Annotated in this window: 15 protein-coding genes and 1 pseudogene; 4 read left to right on the top strand and 12 right to left on the bottom strand. The window is 70.1% G+C overall.

Features of this window, described 5'->3' with window-relative positions; genetic code table 11:
* Both AC16DP_RS15150 and AC16DP_RS15145 read left to right on the top strand, forming a co-directional pair.
* Window positions 1-346, top strand: a pseudogene (locus AC16DP_RS15150) (endonuclease/exonuclease/phosphatase family protein); the annotation flags it as partial.
* 42 nt (window positions 347-388) lie between these two features.
* The gene (locus AC16DP_RS15145) at window positions 389-1,606 is read left to right on the top strand and encodes a S1 family peptidase (protein ID WP_329732716.1); all 1,218 of its coding nucleotides are present in this window, start codon (window positions 389-391) and stop codon (window positions 1,604-1,606) included.
* Window positions 1,607-1,612: 6 nt separating this feature from the next.
* Here AC16DP_RS15145 and AC16DP_RS15140 read toward each other — a convergent pair whose 3' ends face one another.
* Complete coding sequence (locus AC16DP_RS15140; RefSeq protein ID WP_414640788.1) at window positions 1,613-1,984, bottom strand: hypothetical protein; 372 nt, start codon at window positions 1,982-1,984, stop codon at window positions 1,613-1,615.
* Between the two features lie 220 nt (window positions 1,985-2,204).
* On the opposite strand from AC16DP_RS15140, the gene AC16DP_RS15135 reads away from it, so the two are divergent.
* Window positions 2,205-2,861, top strand: coding sequence for a hypothetical protein (locus tag AC16DP_RS15135; protein ID WP_414640789.1), 657 nt, complete (start codon window positions 2,205-2,207; stop codon window positions 2,859-2,861).
* A 131-nt stretch (window positions 2,862-2,992) separates the two neighbouring features.
* On the opposite strand, the gene AC16DP_RS15130 is transcribed toward AC16DP_RS15135, so the two are convergent.
* From AC16DP_RS15130 to AC16DP_RS15110, 5 genes are all read right to left on the bottom strand, one after another.
* Window positions 2,993-5,701 (bottom strand): peptidoglycan DD-metalloendopeptidase family protein, encoded by a 2,709-nt coding sequence (locus AC16DP_RS15130; protein ID WP_329732718.1) that lies wholly within the window; start codon window positions 5,699-5,701, stop codon window positions 2,993-2,995.
* A gap of 229 nt (window positions 5,702-5,930) precedes the next feature.
* Window positions 5,931-7,163 carry a calcium-binding protein gene (locus tag AC16DP_RS15125; protein WP_329732719.1) on the bottom strand — a complete coding sequence of 411 codons (1,233 nt, stop codon included), beginning with the start codon at window positions 7,161-7,163 and terminating at the stop codon, window positions 5,931-5,933.
* A 194-nt stretch (window positions 7,164-7,357) separates the two neighbouring features.
* On the bottom strand, window positions 7,358-7,813 hold the full coding sequence (locus AC16DP_RS15120) for a TPM domain-containing protein (RefSeq protein ID WP_329732720.1): 456 nt from the start codon (window positions 7,811-7,813) through the stop codon (window positions 7,358-7,360).
* 17 nt (window positions 7,814-7,830) lie between these two features.
* Window positions 7,831-8,571, bottom strand: coding sequence for a TPM domain-containing protein (locus AC16DP_RS15115; RefSeq protein WP_329732721.1), 741 nt, complete (start codon window positions 8,569-8,571; stop codon window positions 7,831-7,833).
* A 3-nt stretch (window positions 8,572-8,574) separates the two neighbouring features.
* Window positions 8,575-9,174 (bottom strand): LemA family protein, encoded by a 600-nt coding sequence (locus tag AC16DP_RS15110; RefSeq protein ID WP_329732722.1) that lies wholly within the window; start codon window positions 9,172-9,174, stop codon window positions 8,575-8,577.
* Window positions 9,175-9,508: 334 nt separating this feature from the next.
* Between AC16DP_RS15110 and AC16DP_RS15105 the strand changes: the two genes are divergently transcribed.
* A complete protein-coding gene (locus tag AC16DP_RS15105) occupies window positions 9,509-9,913 on the top strand; it encodes a hypothetical protein (protein WP_329732723.1) in 405 nt (134 codons plus the stop codon).
* 339 nt (window positions 9,914-10,252) lie between these two features.
* Here the strand turns inward: AC16DP_RS15105 and AC16DP_RS15100 are convergent, their stop codons facing one another.
* From AC16DP_RS15100 to AC16DP_RS15075, 6 genes are all read right to left on the bottom strand, one after another.
* On the bottom strand, window positions 10,253-10,942 hold the full coding sequence (locus AC16DP_RS15100; RefSeq protein WP_329732724.1) for a DUF4097 family beta strand repeat-containing protein: 690 nt from the start codon (window positions 10,940-10,942) through the stop codon (window positions 10,253-10,255).
* 60 nt (window positions 10,943-11,002) lie between these two features.
* Window positions 11,003-12,151: a glycosyltransferase gene (locus AC16DP_RS15095; protein ID WP_329732725.1), complete on the bottom strand. Its 1,149-nt coding sequence runs from the start codon at window positions 12,149-12,151 to the stop codon at window positions 11,003-11,005.
* A complete protein-coding gene (locus tag AC16DP_RS15090) occupies window positions 12,141-13,427 on the bottom strand; it encodes an O-antigen ligase family protein (protein ID WP_329732726.1) in 1,287 nt (428 codons plus the stop codon). The genes AC16DP_RS15095 and AC16DP_RS15090 overlap by 11 nt, the downstream gene beginning before the upstream one ends.
* Before the next feature lie 195 nt (window positions 13,428-13,622).
* Window positions 13,623-15,290, bottom strand: a complete 1,668-nt coding sequence (locus tag AC16DP_RS15085) for a DUF6178 family protein (protein WP_329732727.1) — start codon at window positions 15,288-15,290, stop codon at window positions 13,623-13,625.
* A gap of 9 nt (window positions 15,291-15,299) precedes the next feature.
* The gene (yihA, locus tag AC16DP_RS15080) at window positions 15,300-15,908 is read right to left on the bottom strand and encodes a ribosome biogenesis GTP-binding protein YihA/YsxC (protein ID WP_329732728.1); all 609 of its coding nucleotides are present in this window, start codon (window positions 15,906-15,908) and stop codon (window positions 15,300-15,302) included.
* Between the two features lies 1 nt (window position 15,909).
* The gene (locus tag AC16DP_RS15075) at window positions 15,910-16,416 is read right to left on the bottom strand and encodes a cytochrome c3 family protein (protein ID WP_329732729.1); all 507 of its coding nucleotides are present in this window, start codon (window positions 16,414-16,416) and stop codon (window positions 15,910-15,912) included.
* Window positions 16,417-16,545 lie beyond the last annotated feature (129 nt).

Genomic DNA, 16,545 nt, shown 5'->3' with positions numbered 1-16,545 from the left:
GGGCACCGACGGGGACGCGGGCACGGGCACCGACGGGGACGCGGGCACGGGCACCGACGGGGACGCGGGCACGGGCACCGACGGGGACGCGGGCACGGGCACCGACTGGGACGCGAGCACGGACTGGGACGCGGGCACGGACTGGGACGCGAGCACGGACTGGGACGCGAGCACGGACTGGGACGCGAGCACGGACTGGGACGCGAGCACGGACTGGGACGCGGGCACCGACTGGGACGCGGGCACGGGCACGGACTGGGACGCGGGCACGAGCACCGACTGGGACGCGAGCACCGACTGGGACGCGGGCACGGGTACGGGCTGGGACGCGGGCTTCGGCTTCTGAGTGAGCGGATGGCCCGGCCATCCCCGGTGCCGAGCAAGGAGCATGATGCGCACCCTGGCACGAGTCCTCCTTGGCATCCTGCTGCTGGGGTGGCTCCCCGCGGAGGCCTCGCCCGAGCGCCGGGCCCTCATCCGGAACGGAACGCTCGACACCCGGCGCGACGCCATCGTCGCGCTCCTCAGTCCCCACGCCGGGGTCACCTGCAGCGGGACACTCATCGCCCCCCGGGTCGTGGTGACCGCCGCGCACTGTCTGCGCAACGAGCCGTTGCACGTCATCGTGGGGCCCGATCCCTCGGACTGGAGGGAATACCTGGTGGCCATCGAGCAGGTGGCCCACCCCGCGTGGAATCCACTCACGAGCCAGAATGACGTAGCGGTGCTGCTGCTCGGCCAGCCGGTGGCCACCGCGCGGCCCGTACCGCTGGGGCCATTGCCGCCCGGAGCTGGCGAGCAGGGGGCAAGCGTCACCGTCGTCGGCTATGGCCATACCCACTTCGGAGAGGGAGACCCCCTGCGGCGCGAGGGGAGCGCGCGCGTCGTCCACGCCGGCGACACCCGCTTCCGGACGGAGCCGGCCCCGGCCCAGGTGTGTCAGGGAGACTCCGGGGGCGCGGCCCTGAGCGGCGTGGAGGGAGGCGAGGTGCTCGTCGGCATCACCTCCACCGGGGAGCCGACGTGCTCCGACTGGGCGGTGTTCATGCGCATCGACGCGTACGCACCGGACTTCCTGGAGCCCTTCGTGCGAGGAGTCGACGGCGCCACCACGGGTGAGCGCTGCTTCCCCGGAACCGTCTGCCTCGAGGGCCCGTGCCGTCCGGCGCCGGATGAGCCGGCCCTCTCGTTCTGCTCCCGGCGGTGCGCCGCGGACGGGGATTGCCCCGGCGGGCTGGTCTGCGAGGCGCAGGGGTGGTGCGTCCACGCCGCGCCCTCGCCCGGGGCACTCGGGGCCCGGTGCGGGCACGACGCGCAGTGCGCCTCGGGCTGGTGCGCACGCCGCGAGCAGGCCCCCGAAGGCACGTGCACGCGCCACTGCTCCCCGGAAGATGCCACCTCGTGTCCCGCGGGCTTCTCGTGCCAGGAGGAGGACTTCGGCCAGGCCCGCTTCGAGCTCTGCCGGGCGGCCGGGCCGGGCGGGTGCGCGGCACACGGGACCACCTCCCCCGGCGGGCTCGCGCTGGCCCTCCTGTCGCTGGTGAGGGTGACCCGGACGCGCCGGGGACGGGGCTGCATGGATGTGACAACGAATACAACCTGGTGACAGCAGTCACCACATGGAGACAGCAGTCACCACCTGGAAGCACGGTGGACGGCCCACGGGCCCGCCGCCTCCAGAGGGAAGAAGCGCCAGACCCGGGCTGGCACGGTGACTGCACCAGGGCCTCGGCAACCCCAGGAGGCCCACCATGAAGACGTCCGCCCCACTGCAGCGCACCAACGCCCAGTACTTCTCCCGCACTCCGTCGACCCCGCCGGCCCAGGGCACCCCCCCGCCTCCGCTGCAGCGCACCAACGCCCAGTACTTCTCCCGCACTCCGCCGGCCCCGCCGGCCCAGGGCACCCCCCCGCCGCCGCCCGCCGCCCCCCCCGCGAAGCCGCCCTCCGCCCACACGCTGACGCAGCCCCTGGATGCCTTCACGCACTCCGAGGCAGGCAAGGTGTCCTTGGGCTCGACGGACCTGACCTTCGGCGGCGTGGGAGCCAACTACACGTTCCCGGCCAGGCCCACGGGCGCCCCGGGGACGACGAAGTTCGAGCAGAAGCTCGAGCGGGAGTTCGGCAAGCCCCAGGTCTTCGGCGGCGGCACGGCGCTCGAGGTGAAGGCCGGACCGCATGGGAAGGCGGAGGCCTCGGCGTACGTGCACAGCGAGCCCGGCCACCACCAGGCCCACGGCAAGGCGGAACTGGAAGCCCACCTGCTGTCCGCGGAGGGCAAGAAGCAGTGGAAGAACAAGCTCGGCGAGGGCCGTGTGGAGGGCACCCTCACCGTGGGCACCAAGGCCGAGGCCGAGGCGGGTGCCCTGTTGCACCGGAAGAACAAGCAGGCGGTGCTGCACGCCAATGGCGAGGTGCTGACGGGAGCGGCGGCGGAGCTGGAGCTGCACCAGCAGCTCGGCCGGCATGGCCACGCGGCGGGCAAGGCCGAGGGCAAGGCGGGCGTCTGGGCCGGGGCGACGGGCACGGCGGCGTTCGATCCGAAGCACGGCACGGCCCTGGTGAAGGCCGGCTACGAGGCCAAGGCGGGGGCCGAGGCCAAGGCACAGGGACAGGTGGCGATGGGCCCGGTGACGGTGACGGGCGGCGCGGGCGTGATGACGGGGGTGGGCACGGAGTTCAAGTTCGGCGCGGGCATGCAGAGCGGGCGCTTCGAGCTCGATGCGGACGTGGGGTGCGCGGTCGGCTGCGGCCCCACGCTCGGCCTGGGCGCGGTGATCGACTTCAAGCGGATGGGCAAGGGCCTCAAGAAGCTGTTCCACCACCCGGGCACGGCTCAGCCCCAGCCCTCCACGCCCTGAGAGGATGGCGGCAGGCCGGCTCAATCAGGGGAGAGGTGCTCTGGCCTGAGCGTCTCCCCCCTCGCCGTCTCGGGCGCCAACCGGGAGGGGCAGGCCACCGCCCGCGAGTGGCGGCCCGCCCTCCCGTGGGACTAACGGGTGAAGTTGAGGGTGTAGTCGCCGGTGAAGGTCGAGTACCCACCCACCGTCACGTAGTAGGTACCGGGCGCGAGCGTCTGGGTGAGCTTGGACTGGCGCGTGCCGTCGCTGTCATCGTTGCACGCCAGGGGCGCCTGGCCGCAGCTCTGGGTGATTCCCACGTACGTGTCGTAGCCGGAGCCGAAGGTGTCGAGCGTCACCGTCCTCGAGGAAGTGAGGGTGAACTTGTAGAACACGTCGCTGGCGGCCGAGCACGAGGGGAGCCCATCCTGGGAGGCGCGCTCCGTGGAGCCCGTCAGCGACAGCGTCCCCGGCTGCACCGGGAGCTCGATGGCGTTGGCGCACGGGTCGTTGCTGGGGACGGTGCCGTAGCACAGATAGTTGTCGTCCCAGCCCTCCGCCACGTCCGAGCCTTCGTACCACCTCACGCACTGCTCACCATTGCCGGGCGGTGCGCCCACGCTCGTCCAGCTCAGCCGCAGGTTGCTGCGGTTCGTCCGGCACAGGTAGTTGTTGTCCCAGCCGTCCGGATCGCTCGGCTCGCGGATGAGGGTGCAGGTCTGCTGCGTGAGGTCCAGGCCGCTCACGCCGGAGGTGAACCAGCGCAGCGGGTAGTCCACGGAGCTGTCCCCGCACAGGTAGTTGTTGCTCCACACGGCATCGCCCGGCTCGTTCACGGACAGGCACATCCGGTCCGGGACGGCTCCCGAGGCGCTGAAGGACAGGGAGGGCCGCTGCCACACGGCGGCGAAGGTCGGGGTGCCGCCGTTCGAGTACCCGGTGAGGACGGTGGCGGCGAAGCCGTCGTCGTCGTACTGGCGCATGTCGAGCCGCAGCCACGGGGCCGTCAGGTTGTGGCGGGCCACCAGGGCGGTGGGGATGGGCGCGAAGATGGCGGACAGCCGCGCCACGCCTCCGTCGACATAGCCGTCCAGGTAGACGGGGGCGCGGCCCAGCGCCATCTGGGCATTGAACATCGTCTGGTACTCGCTCTGGGTGAGGTGGTTGTCCGCGGCCCACGCGACGCCCGGCTCGTACTGGTAGACCGAGGCGTAGTAGCGCGTCCCGTTCACGGTGGCGCCCGACACGATGACCGGCCTCCACCCCGTGGCCAGGCCGCTCTGGGTCGCCGCCTGCTGGGCGTCCGTCCGCTGGTGCTCCGCGAACCAGGCCGGGCCCGGCTCGTCGGTGAAGAGCGAGGCGTAGCGCAGGACGCCGCCGCTCACGTAGCTGTCCAGCGACACCGGCCGGCGCTGGTAGGTGCCCACCTGGAGATCGAACTCGCTCTGGTACTGGCTGCCATCCAGGCCCGTCTTCGCCGACCACTTCACGCCATCCGCGGACTTGAAGAGCAGGTTGAAATAGACGGAGCCGTTGACGTCGTACGCGTCCAGGCGCACCGGCCGGCGGCCGAGCGTGGACATCTCGCCGAGGACGTTCTGGACGGAGGCCTCGGGGAGCCGGCTGATGAGCACCTGGTCCCCCAGCCGGGAGGTGTGCTGCTCCGCGTCGGCGACGGTGAAGTAGCGCACGCGGTACAGCACGCCGTTGACACTCGCCTCCACGCGCCAGCGGCCGGGGAGGTCCGGCAGCGTCCAGCTCCCCCAGGACGTGTACTTGTGGCTGTAGCGGCTGCCGGAGCCGGGGCTCCACGTCACCGGGCCGGCGAAGACGGTGCCATCCGGCCGTTTGATGACGAAGCTGAGCGTATCGGCGCCGCGGGGCGGTGCCGTCACGCCCGGGCCGTTGATGTTGGAGCCGAGCGCCGACAGCCCGATGCCCACGTAGAAGGGGCTGCCGGGCTTGAAGACGCCGACGTCGTAGCGGGGCTCGTTGATCCGCCACCAGTCGGGGTAGCTGTCCTGGGCGAGGCGGATGGCGAGCACGCCGGGCGGCCCGTAGTAGGCGGGGGCGTTGGTCCAGGGATCATCGGGCACGCCCTGGACCCAGGTGTTGGAGGTCCTGCGCATCGTGTCGACGATGCGGTTGTTGCAGTCGCGCACCTCGAAGTGCAGGTGCTGGTTCGTCGAGCAGCCCGAGCTGGCCACGGTGGCCAGCAGGGTGCCCGTCTGCACCGTGTCCCCCACCTTGACGCGCGCCGAGCCGCGCTTGATGTGGCCGTACATGAGCAGGAAGCCGTTGGCGTGCCGCACGGTGACGGCGTTCCAGCCGCCGTCGAGGCACGCGTCGTTGCGGTCGTACCGGCTGTCCACGACGCTCTCCACCACGCCGGGGGAGGCCGAGTACACCAGGGCCGAGTCGTTGTCCGTCTCGGCGAAGGACGCGGTGTCGATGTCGATGCCGCCGTGGTTGTCGTAGGTGGCGGCCAGACCGCCCGTGTTCCCCATGAAGTCCTGGATGGTGCCGGCGGTCTGGTTGTCATCCACCCAGTTGTTCACCACCCAGGACGTCCCGCCGGAGTTGCGCAGGGGCCACGTGAGGGAGAGCGCGTTGGGATCACAGGTGGCCAGCGCACGCACTCCACCCGGGCGGGAGGGGGGCTCCAGCGGTGCGTCATTGAAGAAGGGGCCCGTGGGCGTCACCTCATGGCCCGTCACCTCATGGCCCGTCACCTCCGCCGGCCACTGCGCCTCGCCCTCATCGAGCGGCTGCGCCGGCCCGCAGGCCCCCAGGGTGAGTGCCAGCACGGCCAGGGCCTGCCGCCCCTTCCTCTTCCAGGACTGCCCTCGCATCTCGTTCATCGCCTCCTCCAGTATTCCCGGTATAGCACACCTTTCCGGTTATACCGCTCCTGATCTTCACGCACAGTCCTCAGGCCCACGCCTCCGAAGTGCCGGGCCGGCACCGCGCGCTCGAAGCGCCCGAAGATGCGCTTCCGCTCCTCCTCGCGGATGCGGATGACGGGCCCAAACGACTCCGCGCTCCGGCCTCGGGAGGCCAGGAGCGCGGAGGAGAAGAGCCCCGGAACCGTCAGAGGTACGGCGTGGTGCTCACCGGGCTGCCGAGCGTGCTCTGGAGGTAGCTCTGCGCGGTGCTGCTCACCGGCCACTTCCAGGTGGTGCTGAAGAGATTGTACAGGTTGGCGTTGGCGGCCTGGCTGGCGGCGATGACGAAGTTGTCCACCGCATCCTGGGTGGTGGCGGCGTTCCCCCGGAGGGCCGCCTTCTGCCAGAGCTGGTTGATGAAGTTGGAGCCATGCACGCGGTGCAGGCGCAGCACGAAGGAAGCGAAGAAGTCCGTGCCCTTCAGGCCATAGGAATTGGACGGCGCCGTGCCGAGCTTGAGCGTGTTGCTCCAGGTGAGGGACGAGTTGGTGCGGTAGGTGTCCACCAGCCCCGTGATGGCCGAGCGCATGGTGGAGAAGGACGTCGAGCCGAACGGGGCCCCCTTCGCGCTCACTCCCGCGTAGTCCATGGCCAGGAAGCGCATCGCCACCGCGTACCCGGTCGTGATGGAGCCCGTGTCATCCGTCCCCTTGTACTCGAGCTTGTCGCCGTAGAACCAGAAGTTGCGGCCCAGCTCGTAGTACGGCGTCTGATCGTACTGATCGCCGTTGGCGGCGTTGCAGAGGGTGTTGAAGGTGGTGTCGCGGAACTCGACACCGGTGAAGCCGATATAACCGCAGGCGCTGAAGTTGGTACCGCAGGCGCTCAGGGTGCCCGAGGGCAGCCCGGCCATGACGTTCCGCCCCTGGTAGACGGTGGGAGTCCAGGTCTGGGGATCCCGGTTGGTGGCGTTCCGGTAGAAGGTGTACCCGAGGTCCACCCCGTCGACGATCTTCATCAGCGAGGGCGTGGAACAGGCACGATCCGTCGTCATCAGCGCGATCTTCGTTCCCCTCCACACGTACTGGGTGAGGCTGCTGCCGTTCATGCTGCTGTACGTCGTGCGCAGCGTGCAGTACCAGGAGTAGGGGTCGGAATAGTTGAGATAGTCCGCCGAGTACCCGCCCGTGTGCTGCTGCTGGCACGCGGCGTTGAGGTTCATGGAGTAGTCAGAGCCGTTGAGGCGGCAGGTCCAACCAAAAGCGTTGTTCTGCGTCAGCGTCGCATACGCGGAGGAGCCGTAGGTCTGCTTGCAATAGCCGTCCATGTTGAGGCCGGGCAGCGTCATCGCGGAGGCAGTGGCAGGCCCCAGCAGTCCCAGCGCAGCGGCCGCCGCCAGCGCCTGTCCCCAGGTGGTCGAGTTGGAACGAATGCTCATGGTGACTCCCATCAAGTTTCACACGGAATGTGTGTTTCGCGGCCATCTCCTATATTCCTTGATTGCACTGAAATCAACATTTTCCGCCCGGCGTGGCGATCCACCTCGGCCATGGGCTCGCGCGCCACCTCGCCCGTCCAGCGGCCGCCCGGGGAGTCCTTGCCGTGAGTGCAAGCCAGCGAAACGTGAATGCGTTACACGGGCTGGCCCAGGTCCACCTCGTCGGGCAGCTCGTTCTCGTCGCGGGGGCCAGCGGACGGGAAGTGCACGGCGAGCCGCTCGCCAATCTCCCGGATGCCCTCCACCAGCCCGGTGGTGAAGTCTCCGGCCTGGAAGTGTCTGGCGAGGAGTCGTGACACGTGCTCCCAGAAGTCCTGTCCCACCCGGGCGTGGATGCCTTCATCCCCGATGATGGCGAACCGGCGCCGCGCCGGGACGACGAAGATGAGCACCCCATTGCGCTCGCGCGTGGCCGTCATCCCCAGCCGGTGGAAGGCGCGCTCGGCCGCGCGCCTCACGTCTCCCCAGAAGAAGGGCACGAGCGAGACGCGGATCTCCCCCGAGCTTCGCCGCTCGGCGGCCCGCAGCGCCTCCTCCACCCGTGGGAGCTCCATCCGCTGGAGGATCTGCCTTCGGGTCATCGGCCCCATGTGTGCTCCGCCTCCTCTCACCAGGAACCACTCGCGCCTCCGCCGCCCGAGCGCCCACCGCCTCCGCGGAATCCGCCGCCCCCTCCGCCGCGCCGTCCACCTCCCGAGCCACTACTGCTCATGATCTGGAAGAGCAGGAAGAGCGCCATGCGCGGGTGGGTGACGAGGAACACGAGCAGGAGCAGACCCAGCACCCCGAACAGGATGAGCTGTCCCGTTCCGAGCGCGGGGAGGGAGGGGCGGACGGGGGGCGCGGCGGGCGGGGGAGAGGTCTCTCCGCCGAGCGCCCCCAGCAAGGCCCCGACGGTGGCGCTCACCGCCCCATCCGGATCCCCCGCCCGAAGCCGGGGAGTCGCCTCCTGCTGGATGAGCCGCGAGGCGATGGCATCCGGCACCACCGGCTCGAGGCCGTAGCCCACCTCGATCCGGAGCCGGCGATCCTTGGCGAACACGAAGAGCGCGGCGCCATCGTCCCGCCCCTTGCCGCCAATCCCCCACGCCTCGAAGGTCCGTGCGGCCCACTCCTCGAGCGGGACGTCCCCGGTGCTCTCGCCAATCCAGACAATCACCTGGCGGCCCGTGTCCCGCTCGTACCGCTCGAGCCGTGCATCCAGGGCGCGCCGCGTCGGCTCCGAGAGGAAGCCCACGGTGTCGGTGACCCAGCGTGCCGGTGCCGGAGGCGGCTGGAACGAGGCCGCGAGCGCCGCGAGGCCCAGGAGGATGGCGGCCAGCCCCGCCCCTCGCGCCTTCGTGTGCACGGCCTAGAACCGCACCTGGGGGGCTTTGCTCGCCCCTGGCTCCGCCTGGAAGTACGGCCGTTCGGCGAACCGGTGGCCGAAGAATCCGGCGAAGAGGACCGTGGGGAAGCTGTTGCGCCGGGTGTTGAAGGCCCGCGCCGCATCGTTGAAGCGCATCCGCTCCACCGCGATGCGGTTCTCCGTTCCCTCCAGCTGCGCTTGCAGCTCGCGGAAGTTCTCCGTCGCGCGCAGCTCGGGGTAGCGCTCCACCGTCACCAGCAGCCGCGACAGCGCGCCCGAGAGGTTCTGCTGCGCCTGTTGGAACCGCTGGAAGGCCGCGGGCTCCTCGAGCAGCTCCCTGCTCGCCGTGAGGCTCACCTGGCTGGCCTTCGCCCGCGCTTCGATCACCTGGGTCAAGGTCTGCTGTTCGAAGCTGGCGGCGCCCTTCACCGTGGCGACGAGGTTGGGCACCAGATCCAACCGGCGCTGGTACACGTTCTCCACCTGGCCCCACTGCGCGTCCACCGCCTGCTCGAGCCGCACCAGGGAGTTGTACGAGCCCACCGCCCCCAGCCCGAGAAGCACCAGCAGTGCCACGAAAGCCAGCCCCAGCCACTTGCCCACGTCTCACCCCCTGCCTGGCAGCCAGGCAGCGATGATCCTTCAGGACAAGGTAGGCACCCCCGTGACGAGCGAGCATCCCCGCCGGCTGCTGTCACCTACGCCAACACCCGGCGCCTGCCTCCACACCAGGCACGGGCCAGGACGTCGAGCCGAGCCTGCCGCTACTTCGGCGCGGCGCCGTCCCGGGGCGAGCAGTTCAGCGAGCGTGGGGTAGCTCCGGCGGGGCATTTCGTAGGACTTCACCCATCTTGCCACCCACCACCCACAAAAAGCCGTTTTCCATGAAAATCGTGCTAGGCTGGTGAGTGAACCCGCCTCAAAAGGAATCACTCACATGGTGACCGCCCGGATCATCCTGATGGCTTCGACGTTCTTGCTGGTGTCCTGGAAATCCCCTGGCCCGGAGCAAGAGACGGCGCAATTGCTGGGGCCCTTGATCATCGCCGATAGCTGGTCGCACTGCTACTCTCAACGAGGCAGTGTCGTGAGCGTCAAGCTGAACTCGACCACCGCACTGTATTACACCAGCTTGTCCATGCTCGTTGACGGGAACCTCACGGGAGTGCAGTCGCCCTCGCCCACGACCTCCGCCATCCGCAAGTACACGCTCAGCGTGTCGCTCGCGCCCGGACCCCACACCTTCTATCTGCTGTCCGGGCCCAGCAGCTCACAAACCTATTCCCTCCAGGTCCTTTCGGGTGTGTATTGCCAGAGTGACACCCCCCCTGAGGAGCTGTAGCCCGCGGGGAGGAATCAGGCACGTGGGGGCGCACGGCCGCGGTGAGCAGGAGCGGGGCCACCAGGCTTCCGGGGAGAGCTGAGCCCTCGCCCGCCGAGCAACGAGGCCAGTGCCAGCCAGGTCCAGGCGGCTGGCAGGGAGGGCGTGGCGGCACAGCCCCAGCCGGAGTGGCTCCTTTTTCCCCCCTCTACGCTGCGCGGTCACAGCAGGTGGAGCCCACCCACCGAGGCGGTGAAGGCCTCCGAAAAACAAGGCGCTCGCCGGCTCCTTGGAGTGCAACCGGCGAGCGCCTCTCACCGCCCTGTGGACGCACGGGGCGTGAAGTGATTTCTACAACAACTATTGCTCGGATTGCACGTCGAGAGCTCCGCCCACGGTGCTCACCTCCACGTCGTGCTCGCCGTTGCCGTACTTCTGGCGGGTGGAGCCCAGGCTCACATCGCGCCCGTTGAAGCTGCCGCCCACCGAGGAGAACTCCACGTTGGCGCCCGCGCCCCTGGGCAGCTTCAGCTTCACGTTGCCGGACACGGTGCTCACCTCGGTGTCCCCGAGCGCCTCGGGCACCAGCTCCACGTTGCCGCTCACCGCGGCCACCTCGAGCTTGCCGCGCGAGCCCTTCACCGACACGTCACCGGCCACCACCGACACCTCCTGCTCGCCCGTCACGCCGGACACCTTCACCGGCGCGTTCACCGAGCTCGCCTCCAGCGAGGAGTCGCGCGGTACCTTCACCACGAAGTGCGCCTCCGGCGGGTTGTTGCAGTTGGAGAGCTTCTTCGAGCAGGAGCCGCAGCACATCCGTACCGTCACCTCGTCCCCGTCCTGCTTCACCTCGATGGGGTACTGGGCGCGCTCGGCGTCACCGCCCTTCTGCGTCACCTCGACCGAGACGGTCTTCCCGTTCACCGCGTCCACCTGGATGGAGCCGTTGACGTTGGAGACGCTCACCTTCGGCGTGCCATCGGTCTCGAACCGCCAGGACTGAGGGGCGGGCGTGGCGGCAAGGAGCAGCAGCAGGGCGAGATTCACGGCGGAGGCCTCGTAGGTGAAGGTTGTCCCCCTCTCCTACGAGGCGCCGGAAAAACGATTTCACCCGCCCCGCGCGACCCGCCGGTATAACACGTCGTGCCGGCGCACCAGCCGCTCCAGGGACAGCTCGCGCTCCACGAAGGCGCGCGCCTCGGCGCCCATGCGGCGGCCCAGCTCCCGGTCCGCCAGCAGCGTGCCGAAGGCCTCGCTCATGGCCTGGGGCCTCAGGGGCGGCACCACCAGGCCCCGCTCCCCGTCCGCCACCAGCTCCGGGTTGCCGCCCACCCGCGTCACCACCATGGGCAGCCCCGCCGCCATGCCCTCCATCACCGCGTTGGACATGCCCTCCGCCGTGGAGCACAGCACCCCGAAGTCCGCCCGGGCATGGATGGCCGGCACGTCCGCCCGGTGTCCCAGGAAGTGCACCGTGTCCGTCAGCCCCAGCGAGCCCGCCAGCCGCTCCAGCTCCGGCCGCCGCGGGCCATCCCCCACCAGGAAGGCGTGCAACACCTGTCCCTTGAGGCGCACCATCGCCAGCGCCCGCAGCAGATCCTCCTGCCGCTTCACCGGGTGGTTCATGTTCGCCACGTGCACCACCGCCGGCGCGCCCCGCGTGTCCGGCAGCGGGGCCTTCAATCCCTCGCGCATCCGCGCATCGAAGCGCGCCAGGTCCAGGCCGTTGGGGATGACGGACACCCGGTCCGGCGGCAGCCCCTCCTCCTCCACCAGCATGCGGCGGATGGCCTCGGCGTTGCCCACCACGTGGTCCGCCATGCGCGTGAGGCTGCGCAGCAGCGCCCGCCTCGCCGTCCCGTGCCAGTGCGCCAGGTCCAACCGCCCGACGATCACCTTCGTCCCCGCCAGCTTCGCCGCGGGCACCACCAGCATGGTCGAGTAGAAGTCGTGCGCGTGCACCAGCTCCACCCGCTGGCCGTGGAACCACCGCGCCAGCCGCAGCACCTGCAGCGCCGAGTTGGGCCGCGCCAGCGAGCCATTCAGGGGGAACACCTCCGGCGCGAAGCCGAGCTTCAGCACCGACTCCATCAACGGCCCCTGGTCCTGCAGCACCGCCAGCTGCACGCGGTAGCTGGGCGGCAGGCCCCTCAGCAACTCCACCACCTGGACTTCCGTCCCTCCGATGTGGAACGACTTGGTGAACTGCACCAGGCGCAGGGGTTCCTCCGCCATCCGTGCTTCCTCACGCCGCATGGTTGGAGCCCTCCCAGCTCGCGACCAGCCGACCCTTGACCTCTGGAACCTTCGACGGCTCCTCCGCCTCCGCCGCCCGGGCGATGCGCTGCGCGCAGGCCGCCAGGCCGAACAGCACGTACAGGTGCGCGGAGAGGATGTACCCGGCGAACAACTGACAGATGAGATAGCCCGCCATGGAGGCCGCCAGCCCTCGGGCCAGCCACCCCACCCGCGAGTTGCGCGAGGCCTCGAAGGCCCCTCCCGTCGCGCCTCCGGCGAACAGCAGGAAGAGCCCCAGGCCCAACCAGCCCAGCTCTCCAATCACGTCCAGGAAGACGTTGTGCGCCACGTAGGCGCGCGTGGCCTGGGGAGGCGCGTACAGGTGCCAGGCGTAGCGGAAGGCGCCCACGCCCACGCCCAGCAGCGGCTTGTCCAGGCTGATGCGCGACGTCACCTGCCACGCGTACACGCGGCCCATGGCCGAGGCGTCCTCCTGGAAGGTGGCCACCGTCTGGTTGCGCTCCCAGTAGCTCTTGGGCGCGAACACCACCAGGCCCAGCGCGAGCGCCACGCCCAGCAGCACCGAGCGCAGCTTCTTCTGCTCACGCATCGCCCACAGGGCCATGGCCACCGACAGGCCGATGAAGCCACCGCGCGAGTAGGTGAAGACGATGGCCACCACCGCCAGGGCGATGGCCAGCGCGCACGCCCCGCGCCACAGCCAGCCGCTCTCCTTGCGCGCCAGGAAGGCCACCGCCAGCGGCACCACCAGCGCCAGGTTCATCGCCGAGCGGTTGGGGTCCGCGTACACCTCCACCCAGTGCGCGCGGTAGCCCTCCACCAGCGTCTCGGGCGTGCCGGTGAAGTACGTGTGGAGGACGCCCTGGGACGTCACCATCGAGGCCACCACCACCGCCCCGCACACCACCGCCAGCCGCTTGGGCGTGGTCACCACGTTCACCAGCGTCAGGTAGATGGCCGTCAGCTTCAGCAGCTCGATGGCCGTGAAGCGGCTCACCTCCGGATTCACCGACCACGTCACCGAGGCCAGCGCCAGCCCCGCGAAGCACAGCAGCGCCACCCCGCGCATCCCATCGAAGGAGAGCGGCTCCGCGCGCCCCACCCGCCTCAACGCCATGAACCCCGCCGCCAACCCCGATGTCAGCAGCGCCAGCCGCAACGGCGCCAACGCGGGTATCCACGCCTGCGGCACCATGTACAGCAGCGCCGCGAAGGCGGTCAGCGCATAGAAGGACACCACGTCCCGGCGTTCCGCCTTGTCGCCCAACCCCATCCCGTCCTCCTCCCGCCCAGCCCGGAAGTACCTTCCGTTCGTCACCACGGAAACACAGAGGCCATAGGTACAACTCTATGGACGTCCTATCCGCTAGCAGGCGATATGCCAGCGGCCCGTGAGGACAAAGGCCCGTGGATCCAGGCCCTTAGCGATCAGGGGGGCTGGTACCCACGGGAGGTGGGACTGAAAGGATTACGGCTCTCCGCCTTCGATGGGCAGGAGAACGGAGGCGATGGGGTTCAACTTGCCCTCCTGGAGGAACGACGGAGCAAGCTCCTCCAGCAGCCGGGCGAGCGTCGCGGCCACGAGCCGGCGCAGCTCGGGCCGGGAGGACTCGGGCACCGCCGGCTCCAGCACCGCCACCACCCGCTCGGCCACGTCCGCGCGCAGCCGCGGGGCCTCCGGGGTGCCCTCGAAGAGCAGCGCGCCCAGCGCGTCCCGCCGCGCCGACGGCACCGGCCTCGGCCCCACCTTTCCCTCCAACAGGGCCAGGGCCACGGCGGCGGCGAAGAAGCGCTCCACGCCCAGCACGCGCGCCTCCACGCCGAAGAGGGCCAGCACCTCGCGCGCCTTCTTCTCCGTGCCCCCGAGCAGCGCGCCCAGCAGCGCCACCTGGGCCTCGGCGCGCGCCAGCACCTCCTCGCTGGCCGCCAGCTCGCGCCTCGAGCGGAAGGGCACCGGCTCCGCCCCGGGCACCTTCAACGTGCGGCGCGGGCGCTTGCGGCGCAGGGCCTCGACGGCGGCGGCCTCCTCCGCGAAGAGCAGCGGCATGCCGTCCACCTGCGCCAGCGGCTGCTTCATCAGCCGGTCCGCGCGGAACTTGAGCGCCAGCGTCAGGGAGAAGCCCACCTGGAAGACGCGCCGCGTCTCCGTGTCGCGCACCACCTGCGCGGCCTTGGTGGGGTCTCCTCCCGTCAGGTGCTCCAGGCCCAGCAGCAGGTAGTCGCGCACCATCTCGCCCACGCGGCGGATGGCGTCCAGGTCCCCGGGATCCTCCACCTCCGCCACCAGCGTGGCGTTGGCCAGGTAGCGCAGCTCGCCCTCCAGGTTCTCCCGCTCCACGTCCTCCAGGGCCCGGAAGGCGGCATCCAGGTAGTCCGGCTGCGCCCGCGTGGCCACGAGCGCCGCGACGGCCGCCGGAGCCGGCGTGGGCCCCGTGTCCACCCGGCCGAAGAGCCGCGCCGCCTCCTCCAACGAGGGGAAGCCCAGGTCCTGCAGCCGGCCCGTGCGGAAGCGGTAGGCGGACTCCTCCAGCTCGCCCGGCACCTCCCAGCGCGTGGCCTCGAGGAAGCGCACCGCCTCGAAGGGGTTGTCCGCGATGATGTCGTTGAGGATGGAGCGCATGGCCGCCAGCTCCGGCCCCTCCACGCCCTTGAACTCCACCAGGTAGCGGCCCTCGGGCGTCTCCAGCGTCACGCCCTCCACGTGCACGTCCGGGTTCTCCTCCAGGTCGTGGATGAGGGTGAACTCGCGCACCAGCAGCTCGAAGATCTCGGTGTCCACCTTGCGCAGCTTGCGCAGGAAGTCCTCGGCCTCGTCCCCGCGCGCGGCGCGCAGCCAGGTGAGCACCTGGTGCAGGTCCACCTGATCCTTCTTCCATCCGCCCAGGTCCACGAAGGTGAGGAACTGCTCGGGTGAGGCCAGCTGGACGAGCTCGGTCGAGTCCGCCAGCCCCACCTCCATGAGGGTGAAGTACAGGTCCTCCGCGGGCAGCGAGCGCACCAGCGCCCGCGCGTCCCGCGACTCGATGAGGGCATCCAGCCGCTGCTTCGCGGGGAGCGAGGCGAGCTGCCGCCGCAGGGTGCTCAGCGCCTGCTGGATGTCACTGCCGTTGCCCTTGCTTCCGTTTCCGTTGGACACGGGGCTCACTCACTCCGTCAAGGTGTTCAGCAACGCGTCCCACACCTCGTCGAAGCCCAGCTTCTCCGTGGCGGAGAAGGGCATCACCGCCTCCCGGGGCAGGGACAGCTCCTCGGAGATCGCCTGCAGGCGCGGCTTGCGGCGCGCCTTGGGCATCCGGTCGATCTTCGTGGCCACCACGAGGATCTGCCGGTTGGACTCCTGGAGGTAGTCGAGCGTCTGGAAGTCGTCCGGGGTGGGCCCCACCTCGGCGTCGATGATGCTCACCACGATCTTCAAGTCCCGGCGCTTCTCCAGGTACGAGGTGATCATCTTCTGCCACTCGGCGCGCTCGGTCTTGCTCACCTTGGCGAAGCCGTAGCCGGGCAGGTCCGCGAAGCGCACGGTGTGGCGCCTGGTGCCGCGCTCCACGTCCACGTCGAAGAAGTTGAGGGCGCGGGTGCGGCCGGGGGTGTTGGAGACGCGCACCAGCTTCTTGCGGCCGGCCAGCGCGTTGATCATGGACGACTTGCCCACGTTGGAGCGGCCCACGAAGGCCACCTCGGGGGCGGGGCTGGTGGGGTAGCCCTTGGGCTCCACCGCGGTGGTGACGAAACGGGCTTCGAGAATCTTGATCACGCTATTTCTTCTTCGTGGGCTCGGGCGAGGGGCTCTCGGCCCGGGCCGACTTGCCGGTGCGCGCGGCCGACCAGTGGTCGATGGCCTTGAGCGACTCGACGAAATTGAACGGCTTGAGGGACGGGGAGGACGCGTCGTGGCAGTTGCGGCAGGCCTTCTCCGAGGGGTCCACCAGGCCCACCAGCCGGGCCAGCTCGGCGTCCTTCATCACGTAGCCAGGCGAGTAGTACTGACCCCCGCCATGGCACGTCTCGCAGGTGACGTGGCTGACGCCCTGCGAGGCCTGGTCCGGCGCGTGGCAGGACAGGCACCGCGCGTCCTTCTGCTGGGCCTCGGAGAGCGAGTCCCCCGCCCGGGCGTGCTTGGACTGCATCCAGGCGTCATAGGCGGCCGGGTGGCAGCCCTTGCAGCTCTCCGGGCCGAGGAAATCGGCGGCCAGGGCGGCGCCGGAGAGGGAGAGAGCGAGGGCGAGGGCGAAGGACAGGATCCAGGAGCCGCGAGCGCGCATCGGTGGGGTCACTAGCAGACGACCCCCCAGGGGGCAAGGCGGAGGTGCGAAACCTGGCGCTCTTGTGACCTCCCGGACGAAGTGGGGGGAGCTTGAGGCGGCGCGGGGGGATCCGTTACACCTGTGGAG

Source organism: Archangium sp., from assembly GCF_057119385.1.
The sequence above is the reverse complement of the archived record's forward strand: the minus strand, read 5'-3'. Positions and strand labels throughout refer to the sequence as shown.

What these genes read in the sequence shown, in the direction of transcription:
- AC16DP_RS15145 (WP_329732716.1), top strand. Translation starts at nt 389, where the DNA reads ATGATGCGCACCCTGGCACGAGTCCTCCTTGGCATCCTGCTGCTGGGG.
- AC16DP_RS15130 (WP_329732718.1), bottom strand. Translation starts at nt 5,701, where the DNA reads ATGAACGAGATGCGAGGGCAGTCCTGGAAGAGGAAGGGGCGGCAGGCC.
- AC16DP_RS15125 (WP_329732719.1), bottom strand. Translation starts at nt 7,163, where the DNA reads ATGAGCATTCGTTCCAACTCGACCACCTGGGGACAGGCGCTGGCGGCG.
- AC16DP_RS15120 (WP_329732720.1), bottom strand. Translation starts at nt 7,813, where the DNA reads ATGGGGCCGATGACCCGAAGGCAGATCCTCCAGCGGATGGAGCTCCCA.
- AC16DP_RS15105 (WP_329732723.1), top strand. Translation starts at nt 9,509, where the DNA reads ATGGTGACCGCCCGGATCATCCTGATGGCTTCGACGTTCTTGCTGGTG.
- AC16DP_RS15095 (WP_329732725.1), bottom strand. Translation starts at nt 12,151, where the DNA reads ATGCGGCGTGAGGAAGCACGGATGGCGGAGGAACCCCTGCGCCTGGTG.
- AC16DP_RS15090 (WP_329732726.1), bottom strand. Translation starts at nt 13,427, where the DNA reads ATGGGGTTGGGCGACAAGGCGGAACGCCGGGACGTGGTGTCCTTCTAT.
- AC16DP_RS15075 (WP_329732729.1), bottom strand. Translation starts at nt 16,416, where the DNA reads ATGCGCGCTCGCGGCTCCTGGATCCTGTCCTTCGCCCTCGCCCTCGCT.